Raw genomic sequence first — 17277 nt, forward strand, 5'->3', positions numbered from 1 at the left:
GATCTTTTGCCGGGCACCGCGCAGGGCTGACAAGCTTAAAAAATAGCTTGAAATTCAGGCGGCGAATATTAACAGAAATTGTTCAAGAAGCAAGCAAGGCGCGCCGTGGGCTAAAAACGAGACTCTTACCGCCGCACTATTTCTTATACACTGTGGCTCTTTGTTGTAGCGAAACCGCTTTTTCATGTCGAAACTTGTCACTATCGCCGTCCCCTGCCCCCTGCGCCGAGGTTTTGACTACCTGTGGCCGGACACATTACAGCTAGACCCCGAGATCGGAATGCGGGTGACCATTCCATTCGGCCCCAGACGCTTGGTAGGAGTTATTATTGCCACCAACGTCAGCAACGACATCCCCAGCCACAAAATGAAAGCCGTGCTCAAGGTGCTCGACACGCGACCAACACTGCCACCGGACCTGGTTGAGTTAGGATGCTGGGGGGCGGAGTACTACCACCACCCCATCGGCGACTGCATCCAACAAATGCTTCCTGTCACATTGCGCAAAGCCGAACAAGCCAAGGAAAGGCCCGCGCAATATTGGCAGTGCAGCGATCAAATTCACACGCTACCGCCCTTGTCGACACGCGCTCACAAACAGCACAGCCTACTTGCCATTGTCCAGCAATCCGGGCAGTTGTCGCGCCGCCAAATTAAAGACTTAGGCTATAGCAACAACATTCTCAACCCCTTAATAGATGGCGGCTACCTCTGCAAGGCGGACGCTCCCAGTGCCAACACCGCTCACCTACAGGCCGAAAAACCGACATTGAATCGCGGGCAAGAGGCCGCAGTAGATGCAATAACGGCGACGCTAGGCCGCTTCGAACGCTTTTTACTAGACGGGGTAACCGGTAGCGGTAAAACCGAAGTGTATCTTCGCGCTATTGAAAGCTGCCTTGCGCGGGGTGAACAAGTGTTAGTGCTGATTCCAGAAATTGGCCTAACACCGCAAACACTGCAGCGCTTTGAACAACGCTTTCCGGCCAATGTCAGCACCTTGCACTCTGGACTAAGCGACGGCGAACGCCTGCATAACTGGCAAAAGATACAGTCTGACGAGCATAAAATTGTGCTCGGCACCCGATCAGCGGTATTCACGCCATTTAACAAATTGGGCCTAATCATTGTTGACGAAGAGCACGACGCCTCTTACAAACAACAAGATGGCTGGCGTTATTCCGCGAGAGACATCGCGGTGAAACGCGGATCAGACCACCACTGCCCAGTGGTGCTTGGCAGCGCCACGCCAAGCTTAGACAGCTTGCACAATATTGCCCAAAGTCGTTACCGGCTGCTGGAATTACGTGAGCGGGCCGGCGGCGCCAGCGCACCTTCCATTCGCCTATTAGATATTCGCAACGAACCCCTTGACGACGGCCTGAGCAAATCACTGCTCGACGCCACCACTCGCACAGTAAATGCTGGCAATCAGGCTTTAGTGTTTTTAAATAGGCGAGGATTCTCACCCCAGCTGCAGTGTCATAGTTGCGGCTGGCTGGCAAACTGCCAAGCCTGCGACGCCAAAATGACAGTGCACTTTGGCCGCCGTGAACTGCGCTGCCACCACTGCGACGCCAGCGAGCCACTGCCGACCATCTGCCCTCAGTGCCACAATCACCAACTTATATACCAAGGCCCAGGCACCGAGCGCCTGGAGTTAAGCCTAAGACGACACTTCCCAGACGTGCCGATTTATCGAATTGACCGCGACACGACCTCCGCAAAAGGCAGCATGCAATCGCTGGTGAACGATATCCGCACCGGCGAACCCTGCATTTTGGTTGGCACCCAGATGCTGGCCAAGGGCCATCACTTTCCCGATGTCACACTGGTGGGCATTGTCGATATCGATGGCGGCTTATTCAGTGCCGACTTCAGAGGCCCAGAGCGCAGCGGTCAGCTCTTGATTCAAGTCGCCGGCCGCGCCGGACGAGCCGACAAGCCCGGCACGGTATATATTCAAACCCACTGCCCCGACCATCCGGCGCTGCAAGCACTGGTCAACAGCGGCTACCAGCCTTTTGCCCAACAATTACTCGCCGAGCGCCGACTTTTTTCACTGCCGCCGATCAGCTTCAGCGCTGTTATTCGCGCAGATGCGACGTCGCTGCAAGGCGCAGAAGACTTTCTCGAACAAATCAAAGCGGCGCTGCCACTTGGCGATACCCAGTGGAGCATTGTCGGCCCACTGCCTGCGCCAATGACACGCAAGGCGGGACGTTTTCGGGCGGCCCTTATTTTACAGGCCGAACGCCGCAGCCTACTGCATACTCAGCTGCACACGGCCTGTCATATCGGCGACCAGCTCAACAAGCCACAGAATCTGCGCTGGTCGGTGGACGTAGACCCTATCGACCTTTTTTAGGTACTAATCAGACCACAGCAAATGCCTCCAGCACTGGCAGCGTGCCGCGTAAACAGTGATAATACGCGGCCTTGTTTCGACCAAAGAGTTTTTGCCCCGCCATGAAAGAGAAAGTCGCCCAACATATACAGCAGGCACTGCAAACCTTGCGCAGCGCCCAATCTTGGCCAGACGAGCTTGCGGTAAATATTCAGGTCGAACACACACGAGATAAGGCGCACGGCGACTTTGCCAGCAATATTGCCATGACTTTGGCAAAACCACTTAAGTCAAACCCCCGCGCGATTGCCCAGCAAATCGTTGACGCGCTGCCCACCACCAGCGACATCGTTAAAGTCGAGATTGCCGGCCCGGGTTTTATTAATTTCTTCGTCAATGAAGAGAGCAACTTCCAGGTGCTGCACGACATCTTCGCGCAGGGTAGTCACTTTGGTCGCCAAGCGAGTCGCGAAAAATCAGTTCAGGTTGAATTTGTCTCGGCCAACCCGACTGGCCCACTTCACGTCGGCCACGGCCGTGGCGCAGCCTACGGCGCAAGTGTTGCCAATATGCTGGAAGCCATTGGTTATAAGGTATGTCGCGAATACTATGTCAACGACGCCGGTCGCCAAATGGATATCCTCGGCACCAGCGTGTGGCTGCGCTACTTACAAGCCTGCGGCGAAGAACTCACGTTTCCAAGCAACGGCTATCAAGGCGACTATATTGCCGACTACGGTCGCGAATTATTAGCTGAGCACGGCAAGATTTTGCACCACAGCGCCAGCGATGTATTCGCGAGTGTCCGTGCTGACGCACCAGAGGGTGACAAAGAAAAGCACATTGACGATTTGATCAATCGCGCCAAAGCGCTACTGGGTGACAATTACGACATCACCTTTAATAAGGGCCTCAATGCGATTCTTGGCGACATCCGCACTGACCTTGCTGAGTTCGGCATTGAGTACCAAGAGTGGTTCTCTGAGCGCAGCCTAACCCAAGACCCCGACCAGGTTGATCGCGCCATTCGCAAACTGCAAGACAACGGTTTTATCGAAGAGCGCAACGGCGCACTGTGGTTTATGTCCACTCGCTTTGGCGATGACAAGGACCGCGTGGTAAAACGCGACAACGGTCAAACCACGTATTTCGCGTCTGATATCGCCTACCATCTCAATAAATTTGAGCGCGGCTTCGACACCGTGGTAAATATTTGGGGTGCCGACCACCACGGCTATATTGCCCGCGTGAAGGCAGCCCTGCAGGCACTCGATATCGACCCAGATAAACTCGTAGTCCGACTCGTGCAGTTCGTGTCGCTATATCGCGGCGACCAACAAGTGCAAATGTCGACCCGTTCCGGCTCTTTCGTTACCCTGCGGGAATTGCGTGACGACGTGGGCAACGACGCGGCGCGATTTTTCTATATTATGCGCAAGGCCGATCAGGCAACAGATTTTGACCTGGAGCTTGCTAAATCAGAGAGCAAAGACAATCCGGTCTACTACATTCAGTATGCTCACGCTCGGGTTGCCAGTATTTTGCGCAAGCTTGCCGAGCAGGGCGAAACCTGGAACGCGGAATCAGGTCTCACCCATTTATCAGAGCTGAGTCACGAAGTTGAAAAGGATTTGCTGGTTAAATTATCCCGTTACCCAGAAATACTTAGCAACGCGGCCGAACAGTTTGAACCCCATGCGCTCGCGCACTATTTACGAGAGTTGGCGGGTGACTTTCACACCTATTACAACGCTCATAAAATGCTGGGCGAGGAAGCTTCAGTACGCGACGCTCGTATTACCTTAGCCTGCGCAGTACAGCAGGTATTAAATAACGGATTGACACTGCTGGGGGTATCCGCCCCAGAGGAAATGTAAGGCATGGCAACACAAAAGAAAACAACTCGCGGCGCAACTCGCAGCCCCGAGCGGCAAGGACTTCCGGCATCGGCATTGCTGGGCACTGGCTTTATCGCCGGTATCATATGTTCGGTACTGGTTTACTCTACCGTCATCAGCAAGCATCCCGAGCGCGAAGCGAAGTTGGCAGAAACCAAGGCCGCCGCAGCAAAAGAAAAAGCCCAGCAAGACCGCAAAGATGTCACCACCAACACCAAGTTTGATTTCTTTACCGTACTGCCTGAGCGCGAAGTTATCGTAACCGACGAGCAACGTCCGGCCGCCAAACCCGCAACAGCCATCAAAACCGCTGACAAACCACCGGCAGTGAAACAAGATATCAGTGACGAGCGCTATATTTTGCAAGCGGGCTCATTCAGGCAAGGCGCCGACGCCGATCGCCGCAGAGCGCAGATACTACTTTTGGGCCTAGACGCTAAAGTCGAATCCGTGGAAGCCAATGGCGACCGCTGGCATCGCGTTTACGTTGGCCCCTTCCAGTCTCACAACACACTTACCGATGCTCGCAGCAAGTTAATTAATGAAAGTATCGACACTCTAGTTATCCGCCAAAAGAAATAGCGCGACCCAAAACCGCCCAGCTCGCCCTTGAAATCATCAAGGGCGCCCCCACATCTCTTAGCAGACTGCTAGGGTCATCAACACCTAATAAACCCACCTTTTTAACGATAAGGAGTCCCGCGTGGAACAGTTTCGCGGCACCACAATTCTCTCCGTTCGCCGTAACAATCAAGTTGTCATCGGCGGCGACGGACAGGTCACCATGGGTAATACTGTGATGAAGGGCAATGCCCGTAAAGTCCGCCGCTTATATAAAGATCAAGTTCTGGCAGGATTTGCCGGCGGTACCGCCGACGCCTTTACCCTCTTTGAACTATTTGAAGCTCAGCTCGAAAAACATTCCGGTAAATTAGTTCGCGCCGCCGTAGAGCTTGCCAAAGCCTGGCGGAGCGAGCGCTCACTCCGCCAACTAGAAGCACTGTTAATTGTGGCGGACAAAGAAACCACCCTCGTCATCAGTGGCAACGGCGATGTTATCGAACCCGAAGACAATATGATCGCCATCGGTTCCGGCGGCTCTTTCGCGACCGCAGCCGCCCGTGCCCTCATGGACAACACTGAGTTAAGCGCTGGCGACATTGTAGAAAAAGGCTTAACGATTGCGGGCGACATCTGCATTTACACCAATCACAGCCGCACCATCGAATCACTAGAATACTAAGCGCCACCGCGCCCTCGGAGTAACTAATGTCTAATATGACGCCCCGCGAGATTGTTCACGAACTCGACAAACACATTGTTGGCCAGAACGACGCGAAACGCGCCGTGGCCATTGCCCTGCGCAATCGCTGGCGCCGCATGCAGCTAGAAGAATCACTGCGCAATGAAATCACCCCAAAGAATATTTTGATGATCGGCCCCACCGGTGTCGGTAAAACCGAAATCGCCCGCCGCCTTGCCAAGCTATCGAATGCGCCATTTATTAAAGTAGAAGCCACCAAGTTCACCGAAGTAGGCTATGTGGGTCGCGATGTCGAGTCCATCGTCAGAGACTTGGTAGACGTGGCAATAAAGCTTTATCGCGAACAAGCAATGGAGCAAGTTGCACATCGCGCCGCCGATGCCGCAGAGGAACGCATACTCGACATTCTGTTGCCCCCCGCTCGCGGCGAGAGCAATGGCGAAGAACGCATTGACAACACCCGCCAACTATTTCGCAAGAAACTCAGAGAAGGCGAACTCGACGAACGCGAGATCGACATCGAGTTGAACGCAAGCCCCATCGGCGTGGAGATTATGGCACCGCCCGGCATGGAAGAAATGACCAACCAGCTACAGGGTATGTTTTCCAAGCTAGGTAACGACAAAAAGAAAACCCGCCGCATGAGCGTTAAAGCTGCGCTCAAACAGGCCCAGGATGAAGAAGCCGCCAAGCTGATTAATGAGGAAGACCTAAAGTCTCGCGCATTAGAAGCCGCAGAGCAAAATGGCATTGTCTTTATTGATGAAATTGACAAGGTAGCAAAACGTCAGGAAACCGGCGGCGCCGACGTTTCACGAGAAGGTGTACAACGCGATTTACTGCCTCTTATAGAAGGCTGTACCGTGAGCACCAAACACGGCGTGATTCGCACCGACCATATTCTTTTTGTTGCCTCTGGTGCGTTTCACTTAAGCAAGCCCTCAGACTTAATACCGGAATTGCAGGGCCGCTTACCGATTCGAGTAGAATTATCCGCACTCACACCGGAAGATTTTGAGCGTATTCTCACCGAACCCCACGCCTCACTAACTGAGCAGTACCAAGCACTGCTCGCCACCGAGGGCCTGAAAATAGAATTTACCAAAGACGGCATTCGTCGCATTGCCGAAACCGCGTGGGAAGTGAATGAACGCACTGAAAATATTGGCGCCCGCCGCCTGCACACCATGATGGAACGCTTACTAGAAAGTATTTCCTTCGATGCTGGTGAAGCGCAAACTATCACCATTGACGGAGATTATGTTTCAGAGCAGCTCGGTGAATTGGCAAAAGATGAAGATTTAAGCCGCTTTATTCTCTGATACGCGAAACGCGGCACGGGAGACGGGAAATGCTGTTGAGTTTGCGTCTCCCATCTCCCGTCCAGCATCAAGCCAATTACGGACACCACCATGAGCCAAGCGCCCACCGATATTAAATTCCGCAAACAGTCTCAGCAGCTAGAGCTCAGCTACGCCAGCGGCGACAGGTTTTCACTCAGCAGCGAGTTCCTGCGCGTGCACTCACCCTCAGCAGAGGTTCGCGGTCACGGGGCGGGCCAAGAAACCCTGCAGATAGGAAAGCTCAAGGTCAATATCACCGAACTAATTCCGGTTGGCAATTATGCCCTGCAACTGGTGTTTAGCGATGGTCATGACAGCGGAATTTTTTCGTGGACGTATTTGCGCGAACTCTGCGATCAACAAGATGAATTGTGGAAGAGGTATCTGCAAAAACTGGATGAGAACAAGGCGAGCCGCGACCCCGATGAGCAGGTCGTTAAATTTTTTAATTAAGGTTAATCACGCAATATAATTCGCGGACTAAGATTCACCCCGCCGTCCTCTTCCAAGACGCCGATATTGACGCCAGTCGAGTTTTCAACGACCACGAGTGGTGGCTCAAAACTGGGCTGCCGAATAAATTTAAGTGTCCAGCCAAAGTTCTCGATGCGACGCAAAGCTGCTTTTTGCATATCTGTTAGCAAATCGAGCGCATTTTCAGGGATTGCTGGGCGCCCGTCGCGCTGTTCCTGAATAAGTGTCATAGCCTCAAACGCCAACGTGGTTTTAGAAACTATCACCATACGCCGCTGGCAGCCCTACTCAAAGACGCATTTAACCGTATTGACATGGAGAGAAGCTAGGGTGTAGTGGCAAATGCCACCACAACCCTAAGCCGCGAAACTCAAGCCCAGTGCTTACAAATTCTCCTCTGCAAATGCGGCCAATCTCGAGCGCTCAATACCGTTAACATGCATAACCCCAGCGTGCTCAAAGTTTTTACTCTTTTCAACAAGATAGGTAAGCCCCGAGGTCAGCGGCGAAATATATTTATTATCGATCTGGGCTAAATTTCCCAGCACCACAATCTTTGAATTAACACCCACCCGGGTAATTATTGATTTCAATTGAAACTGCGTCAGCCCCTGCGCCTCGTCTATCACAATATAGGCATTATTGAAGGAGCGTCCGCGCATAAAATTTAATGATTTAAACTGAATATTGGCCTTGTCTTTAACATATTCGATGCTGCTATAAGGAGACTCGTCCGTACCGTGCAAGACTTCGAGGTTATCTTCAAATGCCGCCAACCACGGCGCCATTTTTTCTTCTTCGGTGCCGGGAAGAAAGCCGATATCCTCAGCCATTGGTGGCGTAGAGCGCGCCACTATCATCTTGTCAAAACGCTTTTCTTCTAAAATCGCGTGCAGACCATAAGCCAGTGCAATGAGTGTTTTACCTGAGCCGGCGGGGCCAGTGAGCACCGTCATATCGATATGCGGGCGCGAAATCAAAAAGAAGGCCATAGCCTGCTCAAAATTCCGCGGACTCAAGCCCCACATCCGCTGATGCATCAGCTGATCTCGGCTTAAATCGAGCAGCTCCAGCTTATCTTCATCCACTGACCTGACCATACTGGCAAAGCCACTATCATCGTATAAAAATTCGTTGATATGGACCTTTGGCAGCACGTCGCGATTCAGTACATGAAGGGTTTGCCCACCCTCTCTCAGGGTATCAACCTTGTCGACCTGGTCCCAAAAATTGCCCGGCAAATGCTCGTAACCCTTTGCCATATATTGAATATCTTCCAGGACACGATCCTTGCGATAGTCTTCTACATTCTCCAAGCCCGAACCCTTGGCCTTCAAGCGCATATTGATATCTTTGGTGACTAAGCACGCATAAGCCTTGGGATTCTTTACCTGCAAATGCAGCGCCACATTAATAATGCGATTGTCATTTGCCTGCTGTTGACTGCCATCAAGATACGGCGCCGGTACATCATGATTAATTAATTGATCAGGAAATATGGCCAATGTGCCATTACCCCTATCGCTGCGCGCATTAGGGATAGGAACCCCCTCTTGAATCGCCTTTGGGCTCGCGTTGAATAGAATTTTATCGATGGCGTTAATCGCTATTCGCGCCTCGCGACTTACATCTTTGTCGCGCCTGTCCTTGATATGATCTAACTCCTCCAGCACCGTCATCGGGATAACCACCCGGTGTTCATGAAAGGCGCTCAGCGCCATTGGGTCATGCAGTAACACGTTAGTATCAAGAACAAAGATTTTTTCCATAGGGCACTCTCTGTTAACAACAAAAAAGAAAGCCGACACCGATTACTGCCAAGCAAGGCCAGTTTACGGAACCAGATAAAGGGGAAACCAGGGAAGAAAATGCCAGCTCGCAGAGCGTAGGGCTGATATAGCGAGGCTGAGCGGGTACAGCGCGCAAAGGGGATGTGACTGTCAGCCCGAAGGCCAAGAAGGTGTGACGGCAATATACCTTTCCATACAACACAGCGTAGCTTGATTATTAAAAGCGATGGCCATGATTGTCAACCGTTATTACGGTGATATCGGAAGACTCCGCCACGCATTTCCGCTACCCTGTACCCCTTTTTCGCGACCCGAACACAGGTACCATCGATCCATGCTCGACAAAAATGCCTTGCAACAGCTCAGCCAGCTAAAAACCCAAATCGTTGAATCCAAAGATCAAGGCGACGGCGAAGTCCGCGGCAGCCAGCGGCGGTTTGGATTTGTACGTCTAGACGACGGTCGCGATGTATTTCTTGCTCCCGATGACATGCAAAGGGTTTTCCCCGGCGACAGGGTTCGCATCAACGTTCTCACCGACGACAAAGGTAAGTTCAAAGCGGAATTAGAAAAACTATTAGACAGCCCACTAGACTGCTTTACTGGGCGTTATGTCGTCCGCGGCCAAGGCCACTTTATCGAACCAGACTTACCACGTTTCAATAAGCTACTTTTCATTCCGCCATCGCAACGCAAAAAATGCAACGAAGGTGACTTTCTGTACTGTCAGGTTGCTCAGCACCCCTTTAAAGATGGCAAGTCGCAGGTCAAAGTCCTAGAAAATATCGGCAGTCCCGACAACCCCGGTATTGAAGGTAAATACACCCAACGCAAATTCAAGTTACCGAAGGATTGGCCGAAGGACAGTAGCATTGGTGATGACCTTTACGCCGCGAACCGCAGCGATCTTCGCGACATTCCTTTTGTTACCATCGACTCAGCGGAAACCCGCGATATCGACGATGCACTTTGGGCTCAAGCCAACGACAGTGGCTGGACTCTGTACATTGCGGTAGCCGATCCTGGCGCCTTTATAGCGCCAGGCAGCCCCCTAGACCGAGCCGCCTTACAGCGCGCCAACACAGTCTATCTACCCGGCTTCACCCAAACGATGCTGCCAAACCCCGTTTCTCAGGGAAGCTGCTCACTGCTTGCAAGTGAAGATCGTACCGCCATCGTTTGCCGCGTACAGGTCGGCAAAGACGGCGCGATCAGCGACATTCAATTTAGCGAGGCAATGATTCAATCGCGTGCCAAATTGAGCTATCACGACGTTAACGCCGACCTCCATGGTGACATGGACTTAGGTCAAACTTGTCTGAAAGATTTGTATGCGGCCAGCCTCGCGCTGAGACAATACCGCAGCGAACACCACATTGTGATGCCCGAGCAAGCTGACTTCCATTTCCAGCTGAATGAGCAGCGCAGAATTGAAAACATCACTAAAATTGAGCGCAACGATGCGCACCGCTTGGTAGAGGAATGCATGTTGGCAGCCAACCGCAGCGCTGCGCTATGGCTAGCAGATTCGCCAGCTCTATATGTGTCGCATGCTGGACTACGCGAGGATCGCTATAACAATGTCCGCGCCGTCATCGCAAAAGAAATGCCTAATTTAGCCGACTGCCAATTCGAAAACTTATCTGGTTATAAGGCACTCATCCAAGCCTGCGAACACAGCGACTCTGCTCTACCATTGCGCAGCATATTTGCGCGGATGCTGCAGCCAGGAGAGCTAAGCGTGGAAGCAAGACCGCATTTTGGCCTAGGCTTAGAGTGCTATACGACGTTTACCTCGCCACTCCGCAAATATAGCGACCTATTAGTTCAACGCTGCATACGCGCCAAACTTAATAACACGACACCAACTTTACCCAATGAAGCTGAACTCGCGGCACTGCAAGACGCAATCCGCAATGGAAGACAAGCTAGCAAGCAAATGGAACAGTGGTTGCAATATCAGTACCTAGCCCGCAACACTACCGACACCGTTTACGAAGCTCGCATTGCTCACGTGAACGGCGGCGGCTTCACCGTTGAACTACTTGATACCGGTATCAGCGGCTTTGTGGAAGCGCGTACTATTCCAGAAAAATTAAGCTTCGACGCAGACACCCTGCGCCTGTTTAACGACAAGCAATCCTTCCAGCTTGAACAGCTGGTAAGGGTAAAAACATCTGAGCTAGACGATTTCCAACGCAAATTGATGTTTTTATTGGTTGCCTAGCAACAACGATTTCCTTATCGAGTTTTAGCGCGAGCCCGACTCGATTCTGCTTAGAATAACACCAGAATCGAGTCGCACTTTACAATAGTAGCTAACCGCATCTTTATCAGCGATTTAGCACATCATCGCGAACACTTTCTGCTATTTTTGCAACTTCAGCAATATCCCCATCGCTCACACCCAACTCTTTCAATGTGGCCGCTAGGTTTTCGACCACGGCGTTAAAATGGCCATCATCAATCCCCATCCCCGCATGCGCACCTCGCATATCTCGGCCGGTGTATTCACTCGGGCCACCAAACACCATCGTTAAAAATAATTTTTGCTTGCGCGCCTGCGCGAACATATCGATATTTTCAAAAAATGCTTTAATTCGATCATCGGCCATAATCTTGTCATAAAAAATATCAACCGCCGCGTCAACCGCCGCCTAACCACCAATTCGTTCATACAATGTTGTCATATTAATCAACTCCAGCAATAACATGCAATTTAAATGCATCTTTAAAAGAGGTATAGTACTCCCACCATTTACCTCAACGCAACCCTCTAACGATGAAACTTAGCAAACAGACAGACTATGCTTTTCGGACCTTGATATTTCTCGGCCACCTACCCAGCGACCAAATGACGACTATTCAGCATATCTGCGACTATTACGACATATCCACGAACCATATCTCGAAAGTAGTTATGCAGTTGGTTAGGTTAGGTTATGTAGAAGCATTAAGAGGGAAAGGAGGAGGCATTCGCTTAAGAAAGCCAGCTGAGGAAATAGCACTAATAGATGTGGTTAGCCATTTTGAAACCACGCTAAAACCGATTAATTGCAGCGAGCAACCCTGCCGCATAATACGCAGCTGCAAATTAAAGAGTTTGTTAGATAACGCCATGAACGCATTTCTTGATGCTTTAAAGAATTACAAGCTCGCCGACATCTTGGACTCTGAAACCCAGGCCATTCTTTTTTCAGAAAAATAACATTGAGTTAAAGCCCAAGAGCGTCGACGTGCAATGCAGCTTATATTCTGCATCAATCAGTAATCGGCATGTTTTGGCGTTCGCGGAAAAGGAATCGCATCGCGGATATTTTCCATACCGGTGATGTAGTTCAGCAGGCGTTCAAAACCCAAACCAAAGCCGGCATGCGCCACCGTGCCGTAACGGCGTAAATCCCGGTACCACTCAAGTCCATCCAGCCCTTGTTCGGCCATACGTCGCTCAAGTACATCGAGACGCTCCTCACGTTGACTACCACCAATAATTTCGCCAATACCGGGGGCAAGCACATCCATCGCGGCAACGGTTTTCTCGTCATCGTTCATGCGCATGTAAAAAGCTTTAATGTCTTTGGGGTAGTTCGTCACGATGAGAGGCCCGCCAACATGCTGTTCGCACAAATAGCGCTCGTGCTCAGATTGCATGTCTAAGCCCCAGCGCACAGGAAACTCAAACTTCTTCTTCGATTTTTCTAAAATTGTAATTGCGTCGCTGTAATCCATTCGCTCAAAACGAGTACTCGCTACTTTTTGCAAACGAGCTAATACGCCATCGTCTACAAACTGATTAAAAAAGGCGAGATCGTCTTCGCAATGCTCTAAAACTTGCGATAGCAAATAACGCAGAAAATCTTCAGCCAGTGCCGCGTCATCGTCTAAGTTAGCAAAGGCAATCTCTGGCTCCACCATCCAAAACTCGGCGAGGTGACGGCTGGTATTTGAATTTTCTGCTCTAAAAGTAGGCCCAAAAGTGTAGACCTTAGACATGGCTAAACAATACGCCTCGGCATTTAACTGCCCAGACACCGTGAGGAAGGCTTCTTTACCAAAGAAATCTTCACCGAAATCGACACTACCATTATCAGTACGCGGTAAATTCATTAAATCCAAGGTGCTAACGCGGAACATTTCGCCTGCACCTTCGCAGTCGCTCGCCGTAATTAACGGTGAATTAATCCACTGAAAACCGCGCTCGTAAAAATAGCGATGTACGGCATTAGCCAATACTGTTCGCACTCGGGTGATGGCGCCGAAGGTATTAGTGCGCGGCCGCAGATGCGCAACTGTGCGCAAATACTCAAAACTATGACGCTTTTTTGCAATGGGATAGGTATCTGGATCATCAATCCAGCCACAAACTTCAATCTGCTTTGCCTGAACTTCAACACTCTGACCCTTACCCTGTGATGCAACCAAGTCGCCAGTAACAACGACGGAGCAACCAGCGGTTAGCTTCAGAATATCGATCTCATAGTTTGCAAGCTCACCCGGTGCGACGACTTGAATGGACGACTGGGCCGAACCGTCATGGACAGCTAAAAACGAAAACCCACCTTTTGAATCACGACGGCTGCGAATCCAGCCCTGAACTGTTACCTCGCAACCCGGTTCACGCTGTCCCGCCAATAGGGCTTTTATCGATACTGCAGACATATGATCTCCAAAAAATTATCGCTAGACTCGCATTATAGGCTCGCAAACCCAATAGCAGTAGTCATTGCCGACTCGGGATTTTGATACGACAATAGCTGCGCACTTTATTCCAGCTAAGATAAATTGGATACTGTTATAAAACTCCAACCGCGGTGAAATTGATATGCAAGTAGAGAACTTTGTAGCCCACCGCGGCTGGCGACAACACTACCCAGAAAACACCCTCATCGCCTTTGAAAAAGCCATTCAGGCCGGTACTGTGAATATTGAACTCGACGTTCAACTTAGCGCCGACCATATCCCCTATGTTTTTCACGACGCCAACTTAATGCGGATGTGCCAGCGTGAAGGCTTCATTTGGGATTACCCCGCCGCCGAGCTAGACACGTTTTTTGCCACCGAAAGTTATCGCTTGGGCAATGCATTTCCCGATAACCCGATGTGCCGACTCAGTGATATTGTCGCCCTGCTGCAGACCAATCCAGCCGTGAACGCCTATGTCGAAATCAAAGAAGAGAGCCTAACTCAGTTTGGCGAGCAAATTGTAGTCGACGCCGTTATCAATACCCTGCGCCCCGTCGCGTCGCGCAGTATTCTGATCAGCTTTGAACTCAGCGCTCTTCGCCTTGCTTTGCACGAGGGCTGGCAGCGTTTTGGCGCCGTGTTTGACGTATGGCCAGATCCGCAATCAGCTGCACTGGTAGAGTTGCAGCCCGAAGTTCTTTTCTGCGACCGCAACTGCGCACCGATTGATCTTCATTTAAGTACGCTACCTTGGCCTATTTTAATTTATGAAGTAGGGAGTAAAACAGAAGCCGAGGATTGGTTTAGCCGGGGCGCTGTCGCCGTAGAAACCTTTTTAATCGGTGAACTTCTCAAAGATTTTGCCTTAAACACAGGAAAGTAGTCAGTAAAAACTGCGGTCGCTGGGTGATTTTTCCCTGTCATTACAACAATTTAACTCGCGAGCCATCATTACACCCATATAACACCCGCCTAAATATTCGGTAATAGATGCGCTAAGTCTTTGTTTTTACGTACCCGCCATTCTGTCCAAATGATTAAAAAAACATGTAACAACATTATTTTAGCGACACTACGACGCACGCGGTGTAACCCAATTATTTATTGCTTCTTCGTATACTGACTACGTCATCAAGACACACACAAAACTTTATAGACGGAGCACTACCATGACTCAATTACAGCAAGCAGTACTTAACCAAGACACCAACGTTATCGGCGAATTGCTCGCAAAATACAGCCTACTAGCGATTGTTGCTGTCGGCATTGCATCTTGCTTTGTTAGCTTGATCTAGCACCATTCTACTAAAGAGGATTTAAAAATGAACTCGCACACCGTTAGCGCGTGCACAATTAGCGACATAGCTCAGCAAGGTGCAAAATTCAGCCTGATCTCCATCGTTTTTACAGGCTTGTTTTACTGCATCGCCACACTCTTCTGAGTCACAATAAAACCATCTCCATACTCAGATAAGAAGTAAAATTAGCCGCCAAACATCGGCGGCTAATTCCCTTCTCAAGCTCGTCCCAAAAACCAACCCCCCACAGCCTTTTACCCTAATATTGCAAGTGACTCATTCACCACACACACTAGGAATTATCAATATCCTTTGGATTTAACATCATGACGCCATTACACCAAACTAGTTATATTTTGTTCAGTACAAAAAAGCGGGACGGCAGTTTTGTGGCAACCCCAGTTTGGTGCGCCGGCGATGACAACACACTTTATATTTTTTCAGCCGGCCAAGCAGGCAAAGTCAAACGGGTTCGCAACTTTAGCGAATGTAAAATAGCGCCGTGTACGGTGACGGGCAAACCACTTGGCGATAATATTGACGGCAGTGCCCATTTAATCGATGACGCCGAAAGTCAGCTAGCGCATCGCCAGCTGGTAAAAAAATACGGCCTGCAAATGCGTCTATTAGACTTAGGAGCAGCCCTTGGCGGACGCAAGAAAACTCGCGCATTTATCCGCATCGACCTGACTTAGATTGCCAAACAACAATGTCAATGAGGCCATTGACCCACTTTAATCATTCACTTAGCTTAAGCTTTTTGATTGAGTAGCGGAGATCTGCTGTGCGCAACCTGACCCAATGGCTAGACGAATATAACGCTTCGCACCAAAATCCTGGCAATAAACGCATCCATTATTGGTGTGTACCCGCAATTGCCGTATGCACCGTAGCCCTACTGTGGCTGGTGCAAATACCCGCCACGCCGGTCAATCTTGGTCAGATTATCTTAATTGGCGCCATGTTCTTTTACGGCTATTTATCGGGAAAGCTAGCGCTGGGCATGCTGCCCTTCGTATTACTTCTCGCCGCAGCAATTATGGCCTACCAAAGTTATGTCGCTTTTCCACTGTGGATACCCGCTGCCACCATATGGATCATCGCTTGGGTCTTTCAGTTTATTGGCCACAAGAAAGAAGCCCAAAAGCCATCTTTCTTTACTGATATTTTGTTTTTATTAATCGGGCCACTTTGGATTTTGGGCGCGGTGTACGACAAATTCGGCATTCGTTTTCGCGACGCCTAAAGTTAATCTTGGGGCAACCGGCAAAGTAAATGCACGTAACGCCCCAGCGACCAGAAAGGCTCTTCTGCACCATATTGCCACTCAAGCGCCTGCACATCGTCGATACTTCTCTCAGCCCGCACTGCTCGCGGCATTAAATCGTAAACTAAGCGAATGCCGCGCTTAGCAAGCACCTCAAGTCCCGCCTGCTGCAATAGCTCTATTACTTCTTGCGGCTGTCGCGGCGCGGGCGGCGTCAGCCCACCGGGATGCCCTGCAAAATCTCTATCCCGTAATTTATAGAGATTACCCTTGGCCATATTACTCAAAATAAGCGCATTGCGATTATAAAACATCAGGGACAGATAGGCCCCAGGGCGCATCCCCCTGACCAGAGCAAAGATCACGGCTTCAGGATCGGCGACCCACTCAAGCACCGCATGACACAGCACCAAATCAAAGGAGCCTTGATACTCAGCGCTTGAACTAATCGTCTGTATAGCGGTATTTGATACATCGATACGCGAAGTCAGTCCTGCCTGACTAATACTATGGCGCGCCAACTCGAGCATGTCGGAAGAAATATCGTTAAGTAGCACTGAGTGGCCTAGCTCAGCCATTCGAACACTCATTTGCCCCAGACCACCGCCAGCGTCCCATATCGACATCGGCTGATTTGCGCTTAACAGAGGCAGCTTGTCGATTAACTCTCGCCAACACAAAGCTAGCCGCAGCTCCCCCTTGGCATTTCCATAGATATTCTTTTGGAAGCGCTCAGCGATACCGTCAAAGTTACGATCTATCATGGCAAACGCGCACTGTCATAAAATGGAAATCGCTGCAGGAGGCTCAAGAAAGAGCGCAGCTTAAGCAAGTCATCACAAAAGCTCAATGCAAAAAAAAGCCGGAGCAATTGCTCCGGCTTCTATAATTTCGACATCCATTGTCGCACCCA

General features: G+C 50.4%; 16 protein-coding genes and 1 pseudogene. 12 read left to right on the forward strand and 5 right to left on the reverse strand.

What is annotated here, in order from left to right; all coding sequences use genetic code 11:
- Window positions 1-184 precede the first annotated feature (184 nt).
- The 6 genes from KXJ70_RS08025 to KXJ70_RS08050 all read left to right on the forward strand — a co-directional run bounded on the left by KXJ70_RS08025 (window position 185) and on the right by KXJ70_RS08050 (window position 7305).
- Complete coding sequence (locus KXJ70_RS08025; RefSeq protein WP_219042890.1) at window positions 185-2368, forward strand: primosomal protein N'; 2184 nt, start codon at window positions 185-187, stop codon at window positions 2366-2368.
- Between the two features lie 101 nt (window positions 2369-2469).
- Window positions 2470-4224: an arginine--tRNA ligase gene (gene argS / locus KXJ70_RS08030; protein ID WP_219042891.1), complete on the forward strand. Its 1755-nt coding sequence runs from the start codon at window positions 2470-2472 to the stop codon at window positions 4222-4224.
- A gap of 3 nt (window positions 4225-4227) precedes the next feature.
- Window positions 4228-4827: an SPOR domain-containing protein gene (locus KXJ70_RS08035; protein WP_219042892.1), complete on the forward strand. Its 600-nt coding sequence runs from the start codon at window positions 4228-4230 to the stop codon at window positions 4825-4827.
- Window positions 4828-4948: 121 nt separating this feature from the next.
- Window positions 4949-5488 carry an ATP-dependent protease subunit HslV gene (hslV, locus tag KXJ70_RS08040; RefSeq protein WP_103684373.1) on the forward strand — a complete coding sequence of 180 codons (540 nt, stop codon included), beginning with the start codon at window positions 4949-4951 and terminating at the stop codon, window positions 5486-5488.
- A 26-nt stretch (window positions 5489-5514) separates the two neighbouring features.
- Entirely contained in the window at window positions 5515-6831 is a 1317-nt protein-coding gene (hslU, locus tag KXJ70_RS08045; protein ID WP_219042893.1) for an ATP-dependent protease ATPase subunit HslU, read from the forward strand.
- Between the two features lie 90 nt (window positions 6832-6921).
- Window positions 6922-7305, forward strand: a complete 384-nt coding sequence (locus KXJ70_RS08050) for a gamma-butyrobetaine hydroxylase family protein (protein WP_219042894.1) — start codon at window positions 6922-6924, stop codon at window positions 7303-7305.
- 2 nt (window positions 7306-7307) lie between these two features.
- On the opposite strand, the gene KXJ70_RS08055 is transcribed toward KXJ70_RS08050, so the two are convergent.
- Both KXJ70_RS08055 and KXJ70_RS08060 read right to left on the reverse strand, forming a co-directional pair.
- Window positions 7308-7556: a hypothetical protein gene (locus tag KXJ70_RS08055; protein WP_219042895.1), complete on the reverse strand. Its 249-nt coding sequence runs from the start codon at window positions 7554-7556 to the stop codon at window positions 7308-7310.
- A gap of 153 nt (window positions 7557-7709) precedes the next feature.
- The gene (locus tag KXJ70_RS08060) at window positions 7710-9095 is read right to left on the reverse strand and encodes a PhoH family protein (RefSeq protein ID WP_219042896.1); all 1386 of its coding nucleotides are present in this window, start codon (window positions 9093-9095) and stop codon (window positions 7710-7712) included.
- Window positions 9096-9450: 355 nt separating this feature from the next.
- On the opposite strand from KXJ70_RS08060, the gene KXJ70_RS08065 reads away from it, so the two are divergent.
- Window positions 9451-11343 (forward strand): VacB/RNase II family 3'-5' exoribonuclease, encoded by a 1893-nt coding sequence (locus KXJ70_RS08065; protein ID WP_219042897.1) that lies wholly within the window; start codon window positions 9451-9453, stop codon window positions 11341-11343.
- Window positions 11344-11449: 106 nt separating this feature from the next.
- On the opposite strand, the pseudogene KXJ70_RS08070 reads toward KXJ70_RS08065, so the two are convergent.
- Window positions 11450-11758, reverse strand: a pseudogene (locus KXJ70_RS08070) (group I truncated hemoglobin); the annotation flags it as partial.
- A 140-nt stretch (window positions 11759-11898) separates the two neighbouring features.
- Between KXJ70_RS08070 and KXJ70_RS08075 the strand changes: the two are divergent.
- Window positions 11899-12324 carry an Rrf2 family transcriptional regulator gene (locus tag KXJ70_RS08075; protein ID WP_219042899.1) on the forward strand — a complete coding sequence of 142 codons (426 nt, stop codon included), beginning with the start codon at window positions 11899-11901 and terminating at the stop codon, window positions 12322-12324.
- Window positions 12325-12380: 56 nt separating this feature from the next.
- Here KXJ70_RS08075 and asnS read toward each other — a convergent pair whose 3' ends face one another.
- A complete protein-coding gene (asnS, locus tag KXJ70_RS08080; RefSeq protein ID WP_219042900.1) occupies window positions 12381-13775 on the reverse strand; it encodes an asparagine--tRNA ligase in 1395 nt (464 codons plus the stop codon).
- 163 nt (window positions 13776-13938) lie between these two features.
- On the opposite strand from asnS, the gene KXJ70_RS08085 reads away from it, so the two are divergent.
- The 4 genes from KXJ70_RS08085 to KXJ70_RS08095 all read left to right on the forward strand — a co-directional run bounded on the left by KXJ70_RS08085 (window position 13939) and on the right by KXJ70_RS08095 (window position 16343).
- Window positions 13939-14682 (forward strand): glycerophosphodiester phosphodiesterase family protein, encoded by a 744-nt coding sequence (locus KXJ70_RS08085; RefSeq protein WP_219042901.1) that lies wholly within the window; start codon window positions 13939-13941, stop codon window positions 14680-14682.
- A 286-nt stretch (window positions 14683-14968) separates the two neighbouring features.
- The gene (locus tag KXJ70_RS19330) at window positions 14969-15094 is read left to right on the forward strand and encodes a hypothetical protein (protein ID WP_255558224.1); all 126 of its coding nucleotides are present in this window, start codon (window positions 14969-14971) and stop codon (window positions 15092-15094) included.
- A gap of 329 nt (window positions 15095-15423) precedes the next feature.
- Window positions 15424-15792: a PPOX class F420-dependent oxidoreductase gene (locus tag KXJ70_RS08090; RefSeq protein WP_219042902.1), complete on the forward strand. Its 369-nt coding sequence runs from the start codon at window positions 15424-15426 to the stop codon at window positions 15790-15792.
- 89 nt (window positions 15793-15881) lie between these two features.
- Entirely contained in the window at window positions 15882-16343 is a 462-nt protein-coding gene (locus KXJ70_RS08095) for an Mpo1 family 2-hydroxy fatty acid dioxygenase (RefSeq protein WP_219042903.1), read from the forward strand.
- A gap of 2 nt (window positions 16344-16345) precedes the next feature.
- On the opposite strand, the gene KXJ70_RS08100 is transcribed toward KXJ70_RS08095, so the two are convergent.
- On the reverse strand, window positions 16346-17128 hold the full coding sequence (locus KXJ70_RS08100) for a methyltransferase domain-containing protein (RefSeq protein ID WP_219042904.1): 783 nt from the start codon (window positions 17126-17128) through the stop codon (window positions 16346-16348).
- Window positions 17129-17277: the final 149 nt, after the last annotated feature.

It is taken from the genome of Zhongshania aquimaris (assembly GCF_019312595.1).
Classification (GTDB): domain Bacteria; phylum Pseudomonadota; class Gammaproteobacteria; order Pseudomonadales; family Spongiibacteraceae; genus Spongiibacter; species Spongiibacter aquimaris.

Bases quoted from the DNA above. Each gene is read 5' to 3' on its own strand.
- KXJ70_RS08025 (WP_219042890.1), top strand. From the start codon at position 185: ATGTCGAAACTTGTCACTATCGCCGTCCCCTGCCCCCTGCGCCGAGGT.
- argS (WP_219042891.1), top strand. From the start codon at position 2,470: ATGAAAGAGAAAGTCGCCCAACATATACAGCAGGCACTGCAAACCTTG.
- KXJ70_RS08035 (WP_219042892.1), top strand. From the start codon at position 4,228: ATGGCAACACAAAAGAAAACAACTCGCGGCGCAACTCGCAGCCCCGAG.
- hslU (WP_219042893.1), top strand. From the start codon at position 5,515: ATGTCTAATATGACGCCCCGCGAGATTGTTCACGAACTCGACAAACAC.
- KXJ70_RS08050 (WP_219042894.1), top strand. From the start codon at position 6,922: ATGAGCCAAGCGCCCACCGATATTAAATTCCGCAAACAGTCTCAGCAG.
- KXJ70_RS08055 (WP_219042895.1), bottom strand. From the start codon at position 7,556: ATGACACTTATTCAGGAACAGCGCGACGGGCGCCCAGCAATCCCTGAA.
- KXJ70_RS08060 (WP_219042896.1), bottom strand. From the start codon at position 9,095: ATGGAAAAAATCTTTGTTCTTGATACTAACGTGTTACTGCATGACCCA.
- KXJ70_RS08065 (WP_219042897.1), top strand. From the start codon at position 9,451: ATGCTCGACAAAAATGCCTTGCAACAGCTCAGCCAGCTAAAAACCCAA.
- KXJ70_RS08075 (WP_219042899.1), top strand. From the start codon at position 11,899: ATGAAACTTAGCAAACAGACAGACTATGCTTTTCGGACCTTGATATTT.
- asnS (WP_219042900.1), bottom strand. From the start codon at position 13,775: ATGTCTGCAGTATCGATAAAAGCCCTATTGGCGGGACAGCGTGAACCG.
- KXJ70_RS08085 (WP_219042901.1), top strand. From the start codon at position 13,939: ATGCAAGTAGAGAACTTTGTAGCCCACCGCGGCTGGCGACAACACTAC.
- KXJ70_RS19330 (WP_255558224.1), top strand. From the start codon at position 14,969: ATGACTCAATTACAGCAAGCAGTACTTAACCAAGACACCAACGTTATC.
- KXJ70_RS08090 (WP_219042902.1), top strand. From the start codon at position 15,424: ATGACGCCATTACACCAAACTAGTTATATTTTGTTCAGTACAAAAAAG.
- KXJ70_RS08100 (WP_219042904.1), bottom strand. From the start codon at position 17,128: ATGATAGATCGTAACTTTGACGGTATCGCTGAGCGCTTCCAAAAGAAT.